Origin of the sequence: Streptomyces sp. NPDC050508 (genome assembly GCF_040655155.1) — a bacterium.
In the GTDB taxonomy this organism is placed as follows: Bacteria; Actinomycetota; Actinomycetes; order Streptomycetales; family Streptomycetaceae; genus Streptomyces.
Genome location: NZ_JBFAJJ010000012.1, coordinates 146,889 through 162,690, shown reverse-complemented (window position 1 = coordinate 162,690; position 15,802 = coordinate 146,889). Strand labels below are relative to the sequence as shown.

The 15,802-nt window shown below is 70.7% G+C and carries 10 protein-coding genes; 8 read left to right on the top strand and 2 right to left on the bottom strand.

Annotated features, from left to right (window positions below):
* Nucleotides 1-11: 11 nt before the first annotated feature.
* Nucleotides 12-959, bottom strand: coding sequence for a hypothetical protein (locus AB0I69_RS31195; protein ID WP_363099068.1), 948 nt, complete (start codon nucleotides 957-959; stop codon nucleotides 12-14).
* A 213-nt stretch (nucleotides 960-1,172) separates the two neighbouring features.
* A complete protein-coding gene (locus AB0I69_RS31190) occupies nucleotides 1,173-1,544 on the bottom strand; it encodes a response regulator (RefSeq protein WP_363099067.1) in 372 nt (123 codons plus the stop codon).
* 172 nt (nucleotides 1,545-1,716) lie between these two features.
* Here AB0I69_RS31190 and AB0I69_RS31185 point away from each other — a divergent pair, with 172 nt between their 5' ends.
* From AB0I69_RS31185 to AB0I69_RS31150, 8 genes are all read left to right on the top strand, one after another.
* Complete coding sequence (locus AB0I69_RS31185; protein WP_363099066.1) at nucleotides 1,717-3,105, top strand: sugar ABC transporter substrate-binding protein; 1,389 nt, start codon at nucleotides 1,717-1,719, stop codon at nucleotides 3,103-3,105.
* Between the two features lie 318 nt (nucleotides 3,106-3,423).
* Nucleotides 3,424-6,093, top strand: a complete 2,670-nt coding sequence (locus tag AB0I69_RS31180; RefSeq protein WP_363099218.1) for a PAS domain S-box protein — start codon at nucleotides 3,424-3,426, stop codon at nucleotides 6,091-6,093.
* Nucleotides 6,094-6,561: 468 nt separating this feature from the next.
* Nucleotides 6,562-7,233 (top strand): response regulator transcription factor, encoded by a 672-nt coding sequence (locus AB0I69_RS31175; RefSeq protein WP_363099065.1) that lies wholly within the window; start codon nucleotides 6,562-6,564, stop codon nucleotides 7,231-7,233.
* 75 nt (nucleotides 7,234-7,308) lie between these two features.
* Nucleotides 7,309-9,360, top strand: a complete 2,052-nt coding sequence (gene uvrC, locus AB0I69_RS31170) for an excinuclease ABC subunit UvrC (protein WP_363099064.1) — start codon at nucleotides 7,309-7,311, stop codon at nucleotides 9,358-9,360.
* Entirely contained in the window at nucleotides 9,357-10,361 is a 1,005-nt protein-coding gene (rapZ, locus tag AB0I69_RS31165; protein WP_363099063.1) for an RNase adapter RapZ, read from the top strand. Before uvrC ends, rapZ begins: the two co-directional genes overlap by 4 nt.
* Nucleotides 10,358-11,425 carry a uridine diphosphate-N-acetylglucosamine-binding protein YvcK gene (yvcK, locus tag AB0I69_RS31160; RefSeq protein ID WP_026150944.1) on the top strand — a complete coding sequence of 356 codons (1,068 nt, stop codon included), beginning with the start codon at nucleotides 10,358-10,360 and terminating at the stop codon, nucleotides 11,423-11,425. Before rapZ ends, yvcK begins: the two co-directional genes overlap by 4 nt.
* Nucleotides 11,416-12,405 (top strand): DNA-binding protein WhiA, encoded by a 990-nt coding sequence (whiA, locus tag AB0I69_RS31155; RefSeq protein ID WP_019060506.1) that lies wholly within the window; start codon nucleotides 11,416-11,418, stop codon nucleotides 12,403-12,405. Before yvcK ends, whiA begins: the two co-directional genes overlap by 10 nt.
* A gap of 319 nt (nucleotides 12,406-12,724) precedes the next feature.
* Nucleotides 12,725-15,682, top strand: coding sequence for a M14 family zinc carboxypeptidase (locus tag AB0I69_RS31150; protein WP_363099062.1), 2,958 nt, complete (start codon nucleotides 12,725-12,727; stop codon nucleotides 15,680-15,682).
* Nucleotides 15,683-15,802: the final 120 nt, after the last annotated feature.

The window sequence follows — 15,802 nt, the reverse complement described above, 5'->3', positions numbered from 1 at the left end:
GTCCGAGCGGCTCACTCCCAGTCCCAGCCGATCCCCACGATCCCTGACCGCATCCGCGGCTCCACGAGGTGCACCGAGTGGTGGCCTCCGGTCAGGCGCAGCTCTTGACGGCCGCTGCGCGGGGCCGCCGCCGAGTGCTGGGTGAACCGGTGGCAGCGCACCGGCAGCGCGTTCTCGTCGAAGCGCACCTGGAGTGCGTACTGGCCGCCCGCGGAACCGAAGTCACGGACGTACTCGCGGGAGACGCCGGCGGTGCCGTCCTCAACGCCGTAGCGGAAGAGGAACGTATCTCCGGAACGCAACCGGGTGCCGAAGAGCAGCTCGGCGACCAGCATGCCGGTGTCGTGGTGGCGGCGGACGCGGCCCGTACGGCAGTTCTCCAGGGCGTGCACGGTCATGTGTTCCGGGGCGCAGCCCGGGTCGCCGTAGTGGACGGCTATGAAGCGGTCGATGCCGTCCCGGTGGGCGCGGACGATGTGGTGCGACTCGCGGCTCGCCAGCTCACGGTGCGGTCCGATGCGTATCCGCTCGTGGTGTCCGAAGGTGTGCAGGCCGCTGTCGAGCGTGGACTCCAGCTCGGCGAGCAGCTGTTCGAGGACGCCCGAGGCCTCGACGAAGGAGCGGTACGAGCGGGTCGCGGGGCGTTGGGCGGCGGAGCGTTCCTCGGCCTCGGCGAGCAGCCGGATCAGTGACTCCTCGGGGAGTTGGAGGATCTCCTCCAGCGCCCGTACGGCGCGCAGCGACTCGGGGCGCTGCGGGCGGCGGGCGCCCTGCTGCCAGTAACTCAGGCTGGTGACGCCGACCTTGACCCCGTGGCGCGACAGGTGGTGCTGGACGCGCTGCAAGGGCAGTCCGCGGGCGGCGATGGCGGCGCGGAGTGCGACGTGGAAGGGGCCGCCGCGCAGGGCCGAGTCCAGTTCGGCGGTGGCGACGTCTGCCTGCTGTGTGGCGTGCGGCATGCAGGGGCCCTTTCTGTGAATGTTCACAACGGCTGGTCAGGCCGTTCACGCGGTGTGCATCGGGGCCCCCGTCGGCGCGGGAGAAGGGTCTTCACATCCGTACGCCGTCGTTCACGCCCCGAGTTCCCCCGCATTGAAGCGTGTTGACCAAGTCCCGACAACACCTCTCGCCCATCAGGCATATGTGACCTGGCCGAGTCACGGTGGGCGTCCTCACGGCGGTGCCGCCGGCTCGTCGCCGCCCAGCACGTCCCTGATCGCCCGTGCGGACAGGGCCGACTTGTGCAGGAAGCCGCGCGCGGGACTGGCGGCGATGAGTTCCTGGAAGTCCTCCCGGGAGTGGGTCGAGATGAGGATCACCGCCGGCACGCTGCCCACGAGGCGGCGCGCGACGTCGAAGCCGTTCTCGCCGTCGAGGTCGAGATCGACCAGGACGACGTCAGGGACCGTCTCCCGGGCCTGGGAGAGGGCGTCCGCGCCCGTCGAGGCGATGCCGACGACTTCCACCCCGCCACGTTCCAGCAGGGCGCGAGCCGCCTCCAGGAACCGGGCGCTGTCGTCGACGAGGAGACAGCGCAGCGACATGTGCACAGCTTGCCAACCAGTGGTCGGTCGCGCCTTCCAGCTAGCCGGAAAGTGCTGAAGTCCTGTGCCACGAACGGAGGTTCTCGTGCACGCAGGGCGATGGGGAGGCGACGGGCGGTAGCATGACGGCGCCCTGGGGAGGCCGAGTCGTCTGGTCGAGTGGGGGTGTGCCATGAACGGTACGAGCGCCACGCGCGCGTGGCACGGGATGCGTCGGGTCCGGGGAACCCTGGCCCCCTGGATGCTGTGCGCGGCCCTGCTGCTGGCCGCGTGCGACAGCGGCGGGAGCGACGCCAAGGGGGCGAGCGCGTCTCCGAAGGACACCACCTGCGACGGGAAGATCCACGGCACCGCGCACATCACGGTGTGGTTCCATGCGGGCCCGAGCGGTGAGTTCACCACCCTGCGGAGTCAGGTGAAGGAGTTCAACAAGGCGCAGAAGCAGGTGCGGGTCGAACTGGTCACCCTCCCGGAGAACCGCGCCTACACCGACCTGGTGCTGTCCGCCGCGGCCAGTGGCGACCTGCCCGACCTCCTCGACTTCGACGGGCCGAACCTCTACAGCTACGCCTGGTCGGGCAAGCTCCGGCCGATCGACTCCTGCGTGCCCGCGAGCGTCCGCGCCGACCTCTTGCCGACGATCCGTCAACAGGGCACCTATGCGGGCAGGTTGTGGGGCATCGGCACCTTCGACTCGGGCATGGGCCTCTATGTGCGCAGGTCCGTCATGAAGAAGGCCGGAATACGCGTCCCGACCGGCCCCAAGGACGCCTGGACGGCCTCCGAGATGACCGGCATCCTCCACAAGCTCCGCAAGCAGGGCTACAAGGCGCCGCTCGACCTGAGGCTCGTCTACTCGCAGCCGGGCCAGGAGTGGAACACGTACGGCTTCGCGCCCGCCGTCTGGTCGGCAGGCGGCGACCTCGTCGAACCCGGGAACTACCGCACCGCCGACGGCTATGTGAACGGCCCCGGTGCGGTCAAGGCGCTCACCGACATGCAGAACTGGGCCAAGGCGGGGCTCATCGACATGGTCAAGGACGACAAGGCGTTCGTCAGCGGCCGCAGCGCGATCTCCTGGTGCGGGCACTGGACTTATCCGGAGTTCAACAAGGCCTTCCCGGGAGACGTCGCGATCGTCCCGCTGCCCGACTTCGGCCGGGGCACCGTCACCGGCATGGGCTCCTTCCAGTGGGGCGTCCCGGCGGGCAACGCGGACGGGGACGCCGTATGGCGCTTCCTGTCCTTCCTGCTCCGGCCCGCCCAGGTGCACCGGATGACCGTGGCCAACGGAGCGATCCCGGCGACCGAGAGCGCGATCAGGCTCTCGCCGCAGTACGCGCCCGGCGGCCCCGAGCACCTCTTCATCGAGCAACTCCGGGACGGAGTAGCCCGCCCCAGGCCGCAGACGCCCGCCTACCCGGCGATCACCGACGCCTTCTCCCGGGCCTTCGCGAAGATCATCTTCAATCGGGCTCCGGTCAGGGCCACCCTCGACGAGGCCGCCAGGAAGATCGACAAGGATCTCGCGGCGCACGACGGCTATCCCCAGGGCAAGTAGCGAAAGCGGGCGCCACACGCGCGTGTGCCCGACTTCCGGCGCCCCGTCCTCCCCAAGGCCCTCACGATCATGGCCGGTTGGAGGCAGGCTGGGCACGTGACCCACCGCCATCGAAACTCCCCGCCCGCCGGCCGCTGAGAGCCCGCCGTGCGTCGCCCCCTGTCCCCGGGCCCGCTCCGCAGAGTGTCTGCCGGGCTCCGCCCCGAGCCCGACCTCGCCACGCCCACCGCGTTCCCGGAGCTGCGCAGCCCGCGCTCCGACCGCCCCGCCCCGCACAGGCCCCGCCTCCGGCGCCCGCGGCCCGGTGTCGCCCTCCGCATGTCGTTCCTCGCCAGGCTGCGCGTCGGACGCAAGCTGATGCTCCTGGTGCTGCTCCCGGTGACCGGCATGATGGCGTTCACCGTGTTCGGCGCCCTCACCCAGTGGCACGACGCCCAGACACTGCGGGACTTCCGTACGGCGACGGAGCTGTCGTTCAGGACCACCACGCTGACCGACGCCATCGCCAGGGAACGCATCGCCGCCGTGAAGGCCCGGCTGCGTCCCGGACCGGCGACGCTGCAGGAGCGCTCCGGTGCGCAACAGGCCACCGACCGCGCCCTGGACGCGGCCCTCCTCGACACGGCCGACTGGGCCGGACCGCCCGACGTGCCGGGCCAGTTGGGCGCGCGGAACCGCCAACTGCACGCCCTGCGGCTGCAGACCGGGACCGGCTCCCTCACCGCGCCCCAACTCGCCGGCCAGTACGACACGATCGAGAACGACCTCCTGGAGCTGGCCGCCACCCTGGAGTCCGGCCGTCCGACCCGCAGGTCCGGACAGGCGGCCGACGCCCACATCGCGCTCCTGAACGCCATCGAGGCCGCCGAACACGAACGCACCGAACTGGCCGTGCTCTTCGACACCCCCGACGCCCCGCACGCCACCGCCACGGACCGCTGGTCGGCCCTGGAGAAGGCGCTCCTGGACGACTTCGGCCGGACCGCGCCCGCCGACCTCAAGGGCAGGCTCTACGTCGTCCTCCTCCAGCACCCCGGCCTCGTCGTCCGCAAGACCCGCGAGACCTTCGCCGACCCGAACGCCCAGCGGAACGCCTGGCCCACGTACGCCAGTTGGCTGACCGCGTCGACGCGGCGCATCGAGGCCCTGCGCGGCATCCAGCACCGGGCCGCCGCCGAACTGGGCCGTGACGCCTCACGCGACCTCGACACCGCACGCGCGCGTGAGGCACGCGACCTCGGTGTGTCGCTGGCCGTCCTCGCCGCCGTCACCGTCCTCGCCCTGACTCTGCGGCTGTCGATCACCCGCCCCCTCAGCGAGGTCTCCGCGGGCGCCCGCGCACTCTCCGAAGGCGATCTGTCGTACGACATCCGGTACGCGGGCCGGGACGAACTCGGCGCCGTAGCGGACACCTTCCGCGAACTACGGGTCACCACCGAACGGCTCGCCACCGAGATCAACACCATGAACGCGGCGATCGACGACAACCGGCTCGGCCACCGCGCGGACGTCGGCGCGTTCGAGGGGACCTGGGCGCAACTGCTGGGCGGCATGAACGGCACCATGGCGTCCTTCGCCGCGGCACACGGGCGACGCGACAAGGCCGAACAGGAACTGGCGAGCATCTTCCACCTCTCCCTCGACCTGTTGTGCATCGCGGGACTCGACGGCTACTTCAAGCGCGTGAACCCCGCCTTCGAGCGGACCCTCGGCCACTCCGCCGAGGCACTGCTCGGCAGACCCTGGCTGGAGTTCGTGCACCCGGAGGACCGGGCACGCACGCGTGCCGTCCTCGACCGGCTGGCGAGCGGCGTCGAACTGGCCGAGTTCGAGAACCGCTTCGTCCGCGACGACGGCACCGAACGCTGGCTCCAGTGGAGCGCCCGCCCGGTCACCGGGGACGGCCTGATCTACGCCGCCGCGCGCGACGTCACCGAGAGTCGCCGCGCCGCCCGCGAACAGACCGCGCTGCGCCGGGTCGCCACCCTCGTCGCGCGCGGGGTGCCACCGCACGAGGTGTTCTCCGAAGTCGCCGACCAGGTGGGCAAGGTCCTGAGCAGCGGCTCCGCCGCCGTCCTGCGTTACGGCGCCGACGGGGCCGCCACCGTCCTCGGTTCCGCCCGCGGGCCCGCAGCACAGGCCGAGACGGCCGCGGCGGCGGAGGTGGCGCGCACCGCCCGCCCCGCGCGCGTGGGCCGCTCGGTGGGCGCCCCCATCGTCGTGGACGACCGGCTGTGGGGCGCCGTCGTCGCAGCCGCCGCCGGACCCGAACCGCTGCCCCCGGACACCGAGTCCCGGCTCGCCGACTTCACCGAACTCGTCGCCACCGCCCTCGCCAACGCCGACAGCCGGGACCAGCTCACCGCGTCACGCGCGCGCGTGGTGGCCGCAGGGGACGCCTCCAGACGCCGTATCGAACGGGATCTGCACGACGGCGTCCAACAGCGGATCGTCTCCGTCCAACTCGACCTCAGAGCCGCCCAGTCGATGCTGGACGAGCAGCCGGAGGAACTCGCCGAGCAGCTGGACCACATCGCCAAGGGCCTGGACGACGCCTTCGCCGACCTGCTGCAGGTCGCGCGCGGAATCCACCCCGCGATCCTCTCCAAGGGCGGCCTGGGCCCGGCCCTGCGCGCGCTGGCCCGCCGCTCCGCCGTCCCCGTGGAACTCGACCTGCGGCTGCCCGCGGGCCGCCTCCCGGAACAGACCGAGGTGGCCGTCTACTACGTGACCTCCGAGTGCCTCACCAACGCCGCCAAGCACGCGCGCGCGAGCTTCGTGCAGGTGTCGGCGCGGGTCGAGGACGACGTCCTGGAGGTGACGATCGCCGACGACGGGGCGGGGGGCGCCGACCTCGGGCAGGGTTCCGGGCTCATCGGACTCGTCGACCGCGTCGAGGCGATCGGCGGCAAGCTGCGCGTCAACAGCCCGCCCGGGGAGGGCACGACCCTGACCGTACGGCTGCCGCTGCCCCGGACGGACGTGTGACCGCCCGAGGCGTACGCGAGGGGGGTCCGGGCCGGGGGGAGCCGTGGACTCGGTGACGTTGCGTACGCATCGGGCGGTCTTCTCGGACGGAGAGGCAACCGTCCGGCTCTAGGAGTGCTCCGACGTTCTGGCACGTATGTGCTTGGCACGGACCACGTCGGGGTCCCGCGGGTCGAGAAGGTCCTTCAGGGACCGAGTGTCGTCGTCGTACGGGTGGACACGGACCGACCGCCGTCGTCTGTCTGCCCGTGTCCGCCGCATCTCCCGCAGCCCTTCCGACCCGGGGCCCGTCACCTCTCGCCCGAGGCGACCGGTCCGCTTGCGTCCGCACTGCTACGAGAATCGCTCGGATGCGGCCCCATGTCGTCACGGTCACCCCCCAATTCCCGTACCCGCTGGCCGTACCCGACCCGGTCCGGCAGGCTGTGTGTGGCGCCCGGCACCGGTCGGGCAAGGGGAGCCGGGACGATGGACGCATCGCAGCAGACCGCGCGGGGACGGGTCGTCCTCGCCGACGACGACGTCCTGCTCAGAGAGGGCCTGGCGAGCCTGTGCGAACGCCTCGGCTACGAGGTGGCCGGGCAGGCCGGCGACGCGGTACGGCTCCTGGAACTGGTCGACACCGAGCGGCCGGACCTCGCGATCGTCGACATCAGGATGCCCCCGGACCACTCCACCGAGGGCCTGAAGGCGGCCCGTACGATCCGCGAGCGCCACCCAGGCACCGGCATCCTCGTCCTCTCGGCGTACGTCGAGGTCGAGGAGGCCCTGGAGCTGCTGGCCGGCGGACACAAGGTCGGGTATCTCCTCAAGAGCCGGGTCACGGTCGTCGACGACTTCATCGAGGCCCTGGACCGCATCCACAAGGGCGGCTCGGTCGTCGACCCCTCCCTGGTGCACGAGCTGTTCTCGGCGCAGCGCCGAGACGACCCGCTGTCCTTCCTCAGCACCCGCGAACGGGAGGTCCTGGGCCTGATGGCGGAGGGCCGGTCCAACGCCGGCATCGGCCGCAGACTGTGGGTCACCGAGGGCACCGTCGAGAAGCACGTCCGCAGCATCCTGGGCAAACTCCACCTTCCGGAAGCCGCCGACGACCACCGCCGTGTCCTGGCGGTTCTCACGTTTCTGGAGTCCCGGTAGGAGTTCCGCCGGGTGTGGGTCGGCGTTGTCCACAGCCCCGCCGCGCTGTCACTGCGCGCCAGTAGGGTGTGAAACATGGCCGACCCCTCCAGCTACCGCCCCAGGCCGGGAGAGATCCCGGACTCGCCCGGGGTCTACAAGTTCCGCGACGAGCACCGCCGGGTGATCTACGTCGGGAAGGCGAAGAGCCTGCGCCAGCGCCTGGCGAACTACTTCCAGGACCTGGCCGGACTCCACCCGCGCACCCGCACGATGGTCACCACGGCCGCGTCGGTGGAGTGGACCGTGGTGTCCACGGAGGTCGAGGCACTCCAGCTGGAGTACTCCTGGATCAAGGAGTACGACCCCCGGTTCAACGTCAAGTACCGCGACGACAAGAGCTACCCGTACCTCGCCGTGACGATGAACGAGGAGTTCCCGCGCGTGCAGGTGATGCGCGGTCACAAGAAGAAGGGCGTCCGCTACTTCGGGCCGTACGGACACGCGTGGGCGATCCGCGACACCGTGGACCTGCTGCTGCGCGTGTTCCCCGTCCGCACCTGCTCGGCCGGTGTCTTCAAGAACGCCGCGCGCACCGGCCGCCCCTGTCTGCTCGGCTACATCGGCAAGTGCTCGGCACCCTGTGTCGGCCGTGTCTCCGAGGAGGAGCACCGCGAACTGGCCGAGGAGTTCAGCGACTTCATGGCCGGCCGCACCGGCACGTACATCCGCCGCCTGGAGAAGGCGATGACGGACGCGGCCGAGGAGATGGAGTACGAGCGGGCGGCCCGTCTCCGTGACGACGTCGAGGCCCTGAAGAAGGCCATGGAGAAGAGCGCGGTCGTCCTCGCCGACGCGACCGACGCCGACCTGATCGCCGTGGCCGAGGACGAGTTGGAGGCGGCCGTCCAGATCTTCCACGTCCGCGGCGGACGCGTCCGCGGCCAGCGCGGCTGGGTCACCGACAAGGTCGAGGACGTCACCACCGCGGCCCTCGTCGAGCACGCCCTCCAGCAGCTCTACGGCGAGGAGACCGGCGACTCCGTCCCCAAGGAGGTCCTCGTCCCGGCCCTGCCCGACCCGGTGGAGCCGGTCCAGCAGTGGCTGACGGACCGGCGCGGGTCGAACGTGTCGCTGCGCATTCCGCAGCGCGGCGACAAGAAGTCCCTCATGGAGACCGTCGCGCGCAACGCCCAGCAGTCGCTGATCCTCCACAAGACCAAGCGCGCCTCCGACCTCACCACGCGCTCGCGCGCCCTGGAGGAGATCTCCGAGGCCCTCGACCTGGACAGCGCCCCCCTCAGGATCGAGTGCTACGACATCTCGCACCTCCAGGGCGACGACGTCGTGGCCTCCATGGTCGTCTTCGAGGACGGGCTGTCGCGCAAGAGCGAGTACCGCCGCTTCCAGATCAAGGGCTTCGAGGGACAGGACGACGTCCGCTCCATGCACGAGGTGATCACCCGCCGCTTCCGGCGCTATCTCGCCGAGAAGGAGAAGACGGGGGAGTGGGCGGACGGCGACGAGCTGAGGGACCTCAAGGACGACGAGGGCCGCCCCAAGCGGTTCGCCTACCCGCCGCAGCTCGTCGTGGTCGACGGCGGGCAGCCGCAGGTCGCCGCCGCCAAGCGGGCCCTGGACGAGCTGGGCATCGACGACATCGCCGTGTGCGGCCTCGCCAAGCGCCTGGAGGAGGTCTGGCTCCCGGACGACGACGACCCGGTGGTCCTGCCCCGCACCAGCGAGGGCCTCTACCTCCTCCAGCGCGTCCGCGACGAGGCGCACCGCTTCGCGATCACCTACCAGCGCGCCAAGCGTGCCAAGCGGTTCCGGGCGAGCCCCCTGGACGACGTGCCCGGCCTCGGCGAGACACGCAAGCAGGCGCTGATCAAGCACTTCGGTTCGGTGAAGAAGCTGCGATCCGCGACAATCGACCAGATCTGCGAGATTCCGGGCATAGGTCGCAAGACCGCCGAGACCATCGCGGTGGCCCTCGCCCAGGCGGCCCCGGTCGCACCCGCCGTGAACACGGCGACTGGAGAGATCATGGATGACATGGAAGACGGGACACCCCAGACGACGGCGGGTGCCCCAGGGGAGCCCGTACCCGCGGGAGCCCCGGACGAGCGACGGGGGCAGGAGACATGAGCGAGCACGAGAAGCGGCCCACAGCGGACCGAGATCAGACCCACAAGGAGACGGGAGAGGATCAGGCTCCACCGGAAGGCACCCAGGACAACGGAGCAGAAGTGAGCACGGACAGCACGACACCCGGGGTGCCCGAAGCGGCCATCCCCGAGCTGGTGATCATCTCCGGCATGTCCGGGGCCGGGCGGTCCACCGCCGCCAAGTGTCTTGAGGACCTCGGCTGGTTCGTCGTCGACAACCTCCCGCCCGCCCTGATCCCCACCATGGTGGAGCTCGGCGCCCGCTCCCAGGGCAACGTGGCACGGATCGCGGTCGTCGTCGACGTACGCGGACGACGCTTCTTCGACAACCTCCGCGAGTCCCTCGCCGACCTGGAGTCGAAGAACGTCACCCGGCGGATCGTCTTCCTGGAGTCCTCCGACGACGCCCTGGTGCGCCGCTTCGAGTCGGTGCGCCGTCCGCACCCCCTCCAGGGCGACGGCCGCATCGTCGACGGCATCGACGCCGAGCGCGAGCTGCTGCGCGAGCTGCGCGGCGACGCCGACCTCGTCATCGACACCTCCAGCCTCAACGTCCACGAACTGCGCGCCAAGATGGACGCCCAGTTCGCCGGCGAGGAGGAGCCCGCGCTGCGGGCCACCGTCATGTCCTTCGGCTTCAAGTACGGCCTCCCGGTCGACGCCGACCTGGTCGCGGACATGCGCTTCCTGCCCAACCCGCACTGGGTCCCGGAGCTGCGCCCCTTCAACGGCCTCAACGAAGAGGTCTCGGCGTACGTCTTCAACCAGCCCGGCGCCAAGGAGTTCCTCGACCGGTACGCCGAGCTGCTGCGCCTCATCGCGGCCGGTTACCGGCGCGAGGGCAAGCGGTACGTGACGATCGCGATCGGCTGCACCGGCGGCAAGCACCGCTCGGTCGCCACGGCGGAGAAGCTCGCCGCGCGGCTCGTGGCCGAGGGCGTGGAGACGGTGGTCGTACACCGGGACATGGGACGGGAATGACAGGACGTAGCCCACGGCTGGGCAGGCTGCGCCGAGTGGTGCCCGAAGGACGGACGACCAGGCCCGTCGAGGCTCGCGGCGGCAAGCCGCGCCGGCGTGGCACCCAGCCCAAGGTGGTCGCCCTCGGCGGCGGTATGGGCCTGTCCGCCTCGCTCACCGCACTGCGCCGGATCACCGGCGACCTCACCGCCGTCGTCACCGTGGCCGACGACGGCGGCTCCAGCGGACGCCTGCGCGACGAACTGGGTGTGCTGCCCCCCGGGGACCTGCGCAAGGCCCTCGCCGCGCTGTGCGGCGACGACGACTGGGGCCAGACCTGGGCCCGCGTCATCCAGCACCGCTTCCAGTCCAAGGGCGACCTGCACGAGCACGCGGTCGGCAATCTGCTGATCGTCGCCCTGTGGGAGCAGCTCGGCGACCACGTCCAGGCCCTCGACCTGGTCGGCAAGCTGCTCGGCGCGCACGGGCGCGTGCTGCCCATGTCCGCCGTACCCCTGGAGCTCCAGGCCCTGGTCAAGGGGCACGATCCGGCGCGGCCCGACGACGTCGACACCGTCCGGGGACAGGCGACCGTCGCGCTCACGCCCGGTGAGGTGATGTCCGTGCACGTCGTGCCGCACGACCCGCCCGCCGTGCCCGAGGCCGTCGCCGCCGTGCTCGACGCGGACTGGGTGGTGCTCGGCCCCGGCTCCTGGTTCTCGTCGGTCATCCCGCACCTGCTGGTGCCGGAACTGCTGGACGCGCTCACCGAGACGAAGGCGCGCCGGGTACTCTCCCTGAACCTCGCGCCGCAGCCCGGAGAAACCGATGGCTTCTCCCCGCAGCGTCATTTGGAGGTTTTGGGACGACACGCCCCTAAACTCGCCCTGGACGTGGTGCTGGCCGACGAGGCCGCCGTGCCCGATCGCGCGTCGCTCACCGAAGCCGCCAAACGGCTGGACGCCGCGGTCGAGCTGGCGCCGGTGGCCCGGACCGACGGAACTCCAAGGCACGACCCGGAGCTGTTGGCCGCCGCGTACGACCGTATTTTTCGGATGCATGGAAGGATCGGCCCATGGCGATGACGGCAGCGGTGAAGGATGAGATCTCCCGGCTCCCCGTCACCCGGACCTGCTGCAGGAAGGCGGAGGTCTCCGCCATTCTGCGGTTCGCCGGAGGCCTCCACCTGGTGAGCGGGCGCATCGTGATCGAGGCGGAGCTGGACACCGCGATGGCGGCGCGCCGGCTCAAGCGGGACATCCTGGAGATCTTCGGCCACAGTTCCGAACTGATCGTGATGGCGCCCGGCGGACTGCGCCGCGGCTCCCGTTACGTCGTCCGGGTGGTAGCCGGCGGCGACCAGCTGGCCCGGCAGACAGGGCTCGTGGACGGCCGCGGACGCCCCATCCGGGGCCTGCCGCCGCAGGTCGTCTCGGGGGCCACCTGTGACGCCGAGGCGGCCTGGAGAGGCGCGTTCCTGGCACACGGCTCGCTGACCGAGCCCGGCCGGTCCTCCTCCCTGGAGGTGACCTGCCCCGGCCCGGAGGCCGCGCTCGCACTGGTCGGCGCGGCCCGCCGGCTGTCGATCGCGGCGAAGGCACGTGAGGTGCGCGGGGTCGACCGGGTGGTCGTCCGCGACGGCGACGCGATCGGCGCCCTGCTCACCCGGCTCGGCGCGCACGAGTCGGTGCTGGCCTGGGAGGAGCGCCGGATGCGCCGCGAGGTGCGCGCCACGGCGAACCGCCTCGCCAACTTCGACGACGCCAACCTCCGCCGCTCGGCCCGCGCGGCCGTCGCCGCCGGTGCCCGTGTGGGGCGCGCCCTGGAGATCCTCGCGGATGAGGTCCCCGAGCACCTCGCGGCGGCCGGCCGGCTCCGCATGGACCACAAGCAGGCCTCCCTGGAGGAACTGGGCGCCCTCGCCGACCCGCCGCTCACCAAGGACGCCGTGGCGGGCCGTATCCGCCGACTGCTGGCGATGGCCGACAAGCGGGCACAGGACCTGGGCATCCCGGGCACGGAGTCCAGCATCACGGAGGAGATGGCCGACAACATGGTCGGCTGACCCCCTGTCTGCTGACGAACCCTCAACACGCCGGTGCGGATGTCCCCTTGGGGCAGCCGCACCGGCGTTTTCATGTTCACTCGGCGAGTGCGTGCCGCCGCCCTCACGTCCCTGGAGGGATCCGCCGGGCTCCCCGACCGCAGCGCCGCCCACGCCGGGAAGAACGGGTGTCGGTCCTCGCCCCCGCACAAGCCCGCCGAGCCCCCGGAGGGCCCCGTACCGGCGTTTGTCTGTCCTTGTGGCGCCCTTGACTCGATCATGAAGTGTCATGAGCCTGGCAACTGTTCGCCGTTGTGGCGAACAATTGCTAGGGGGGTTCATGAGACACAGAGCGAGATCGATCCTCGCTGTCGGCGCGCTCCTGATCGCAGGGGCGAGCATCGCACCGATCGCCCAGGCGCAGGGCGGGAGTTCGACGAAGACCGACCCGGACGAGGTCAAGGTCTTCCACGCCGATGTCACCCAGAAGCAGATACCCCTGCTCCTGAAGGCGGGACAGGACGCCCACGAACTCGGCGACAACAAGTTCTCGGCGGCCGGCAAGACCTCCGTCGAGGTCTACCTCACCGACCAGCAGGCCCAGAAGCTGGAGAAGCAGGGCGTCGACCTCACCGAACACACGCTTTCGGCCAAGGCGGAGACCCGCGTCGAGAACGCGGCGCAGGGCGTGTTCCGGCCGTACAGCGGAAGCGGCGGTCTGGAGGAGGAGATCCTCAAGACGGGCCAGGCCAACCCCGGGCTCACCAAGGTCGAGTCCATAGGCAAGACGATCGACGGCCAGGACATCCTCGCGCTCAAACTGACCAAGAACGCGAAGAAGACCAAGGACGGCTCCAAGCCCTCCGTGCTGTACGTGTCCAACCAGCACGCGCGCGAGTGGATCACGCCGGAAATGACCCGCCGGCTGATGCACTACTACCTGGACAACTACAAGACCGACAAGCGCATCAAGAAGATCGTCGACAACACCGAGCTGTGGTTCGTGCTGTCCGCCAACCCGGACGGCTACGACTACACCTTCAAGGACTCCAACACCCGCCTGTGGCGCAAGAACCTGCGGGACGTCAACGGCGACGGCGTCATCTCCGCCGGTGACGGCGTCGACCTCAATCGCAACTTCGCCTACAAGTGGGGCTACGACGACGAGGGTTCGTCCCCGAACCCCACCAGCGAGACCTACCGCGGCACGGCCCCCGCCTCCGAGCCCGAGACCCAGGCGCTCGACAACTTCGAGAAGCGGATCGGCTTCACGTACGGCATCAACTATCACTCCGCCGCCGAACTCCTCCTCTACGGAGTCGGCTGGCAGGTGGCGACCCCGACCCCGGACGACGTGCTCTACAAGGCACTCGCCGGCACCCCGGACAACCCGGCCATCCCCGGCTACCACTCACAGGTCTCCTCGGAGCTGTACACGACCAACGGCGAGGCGGACGGCCACGCGTCGAACGTCAACAGCATGTCGATGTTCACCCCGGAGATGTCGACCTGCCAGACCGCGTCCAACATCGACCCGAACGACGCCTGGAACGCGGCCGACTGCCAGTCCGTCTTCAACTTCCCCGACGACGAGAAGCTGATCCAGGACGAGTTCGCGAAGAACATCCCCTTCGCGCTCTCCGTCGCAGAGACCGCCGCCCACCCCGACCAGCCCACGTCGTCGGTCGGCCTCAGCGCCGCCGACTTCACCCCGGCCACCTTCCCGACGTCGTACTCCCGCGGCGCCGACCAGAAGGTCTCCGTCGTCGTACGGAAGTCCGTGCGCGACAAGGAGCTCAAGTACCGCGTCAACGGCGGCCGTACGCACGACACGGCACTCAAGCCCTGGAAGGGCGGCCAGACCTACGGCGGGGACGACAACCTGTACTTCGACGAGTACCGGGCCAAGGTCAAGGACGGCGACCCGGGTGACAAGGTCGAGGTGTGGTTCACCGGCGAGACGAAGGCCGGGAAGCCCACCTCCAGCGCGCACTTCACGTACACGGTGGCCCCACGACCCGCTGCCGACACCCTCGTCGTCGCCGAAGAGGGCGCTGCCGCCACCCAGACGCAGACCTACGTCGACGCGCTGAAGGCGAACGGCCGCAAGGCCGCCGTCTGGGACGTCGCCACCCAGGGCGCGCCCGACGCGCTCGGTGTGCTCGACCACTTCAAGACGGTCGTCCACTACTCGGGCCCGGCCGGACCGGGCAACGACACCCAGCTCCAACTGCGCGCCTTCCTCAATGAGGGCGGCAAGCTGATCGAGGCCGGTGAACAGGCCGGCGGCTCCGTCGCGCTCGCCGACGGCACTCCCTCGAACGACTTCAGCCAGTACTACCTGGGCGCCTACTCGCGCACGTCCCTCCCCGGGGCCACCGGCTTCACCGGTTCCGGCAAGCTGGACGGCTTCTCCGGTGCCCTCAGCGGCGCGCCCGGCAACCCGCTGGACCGGGCGGGCAGTTACAGCGTCACCTCCGACTCGCTGTCCCCGGCCACCTACCCGCAGTTCGCGAGCGCGGGGGCGGGCCAGTTCGCCGGGACCGTCAACCCGTACGGGCCCTACTCGGGCTCCTACATGGCCGCCGCCGTCCACACCGACGACGCCTACAAGCGCCTCACCCGCACCATCGACCTCACCGGAGTGAGCGCGGCCGACAAGCCCACGCTCCGCAGCGAACTGCTGTGGGACACCGAGCCCGGCTACGACCACGCCGTCGTCGAGATCCACACCACCGGGGCCGACGACTGGACCACGCTCCCGGAGGCGGGCGGCGCCACCAGCACCGCGCTGCCGTCGGAGTGCGAGGCCGGCTTCCTGGTCGCCGAGCACCCCTGGCTCAAGCACTACCTGACCTTCTCCACCAGCGGCTGCACCGCGACCGGCTCCACCGGCTCGTGGAACAGCTTCACCGGCGCCTCCAACGGCTGGCAGCAGGTCAACTTCGACCTGAGCGCCTACGCCGGCAAGTCGGTCGAGGTCTCGCTCAGTTACGTCACCGACCCGGGCACCGGCGGCCACGGCGTCCTCGCCGACGACGCCTCGCTCGTCGTCGGCGGCACGGCGACCCAGACCGAGGGCTTCGAGACCTCCCTCGGCGCCTGGAGCGTCACCGGACCGCCCCCGGGCAGCCCGGCGGTCCTGAAGGACTGGACCCGCACCGGAGCCCTGTTCCAGACGTACGGCGCGATCACCACCGACCGCACCGTGCTGCTCGGCTTCGGCCTGGAACAGGTCACCTCGGCGACCGACCGGGCGGCCCTTCTCAAGAAGGCGCTGACCGCTCTGACCAGCTGACCCTGCGTGACGATGTCATGAACATCGAGGGCGGTCCGTACCCCTACTGGCGGGTACGGACCGCCCTGCCGTGTATGGGGCATCTCGATGTCACCACGGAGGGCTCAGGGAGGTAGGGTC

Coding starts and splice junctions, on each gene's coding strand:
- AB0I69_RS31180 (WP_363099218.1), top strand. CDS start 3,424: ATGTCGTTCCTCGCCAGGCTGCGCGTCGGACGCAAGCTGATGCTCCTG.
- AB0I69_RS31190 (WP_363099067.1), bottom strand. CDS start 1,544: ATGTCGCTGCGCTGTCTCCTCGTCGACGACAGCGCCCGGTTCCTGGAG.
- AB0I69_RS31175 (WP_363099065.1), top strand. CDS start 6,562: ATGGACGCATCGCAGCAGACCGCGCGGGGACGGGTCGTCCTCGCCGAC.
- whiA (WP_019060506.1), top strand. CDS start 11,416: ATGGCGATGACGGCAGCGGTGAAGGATGAGATCTCCCGGCTCCCCGTC.
- uvrC (WP_363099064.1), top strand. CDS start 7,309: ATGGCCGACCCCTCCAGCTACCGCCCCAGGCCGGGAGAGATCCCGGAC.
- rapZ (WP_363099063.1), top strand. CDS start 9,357: ATGAGCGAGCACGAGAAGCGGCCCACAGCGGACCGAGATCAGACCCAC.
- AB0I69_RS31185 (WP_363099066.1), top strand. CDS start 1,717: ATGAACGGTACGAGCGCCACGCGCGCGTGGCACGGGATGCGTCGGGTC.
- AB0I69_RS31150 (WP_363099062.1), top strand. CDS start 12,725: ATGAGACACAGAGCGAGATCGATCCTCGCTGTCGGCGCGCTCCTGATC.
- AB0I69_RS31195 (WP_363099068.1), bottom strand. CDS start 959: ATGCCGCACGCCACACAGCAGGCAGACGTCGCCACCGCCGAACTGGAC.
- yvcK (WP_026150944.1), top strand. CDS start 10,358: ATGACAGGACGTAGCCCACGGCTGGGCAGGCTGCGCCGAGTGGTGCCC.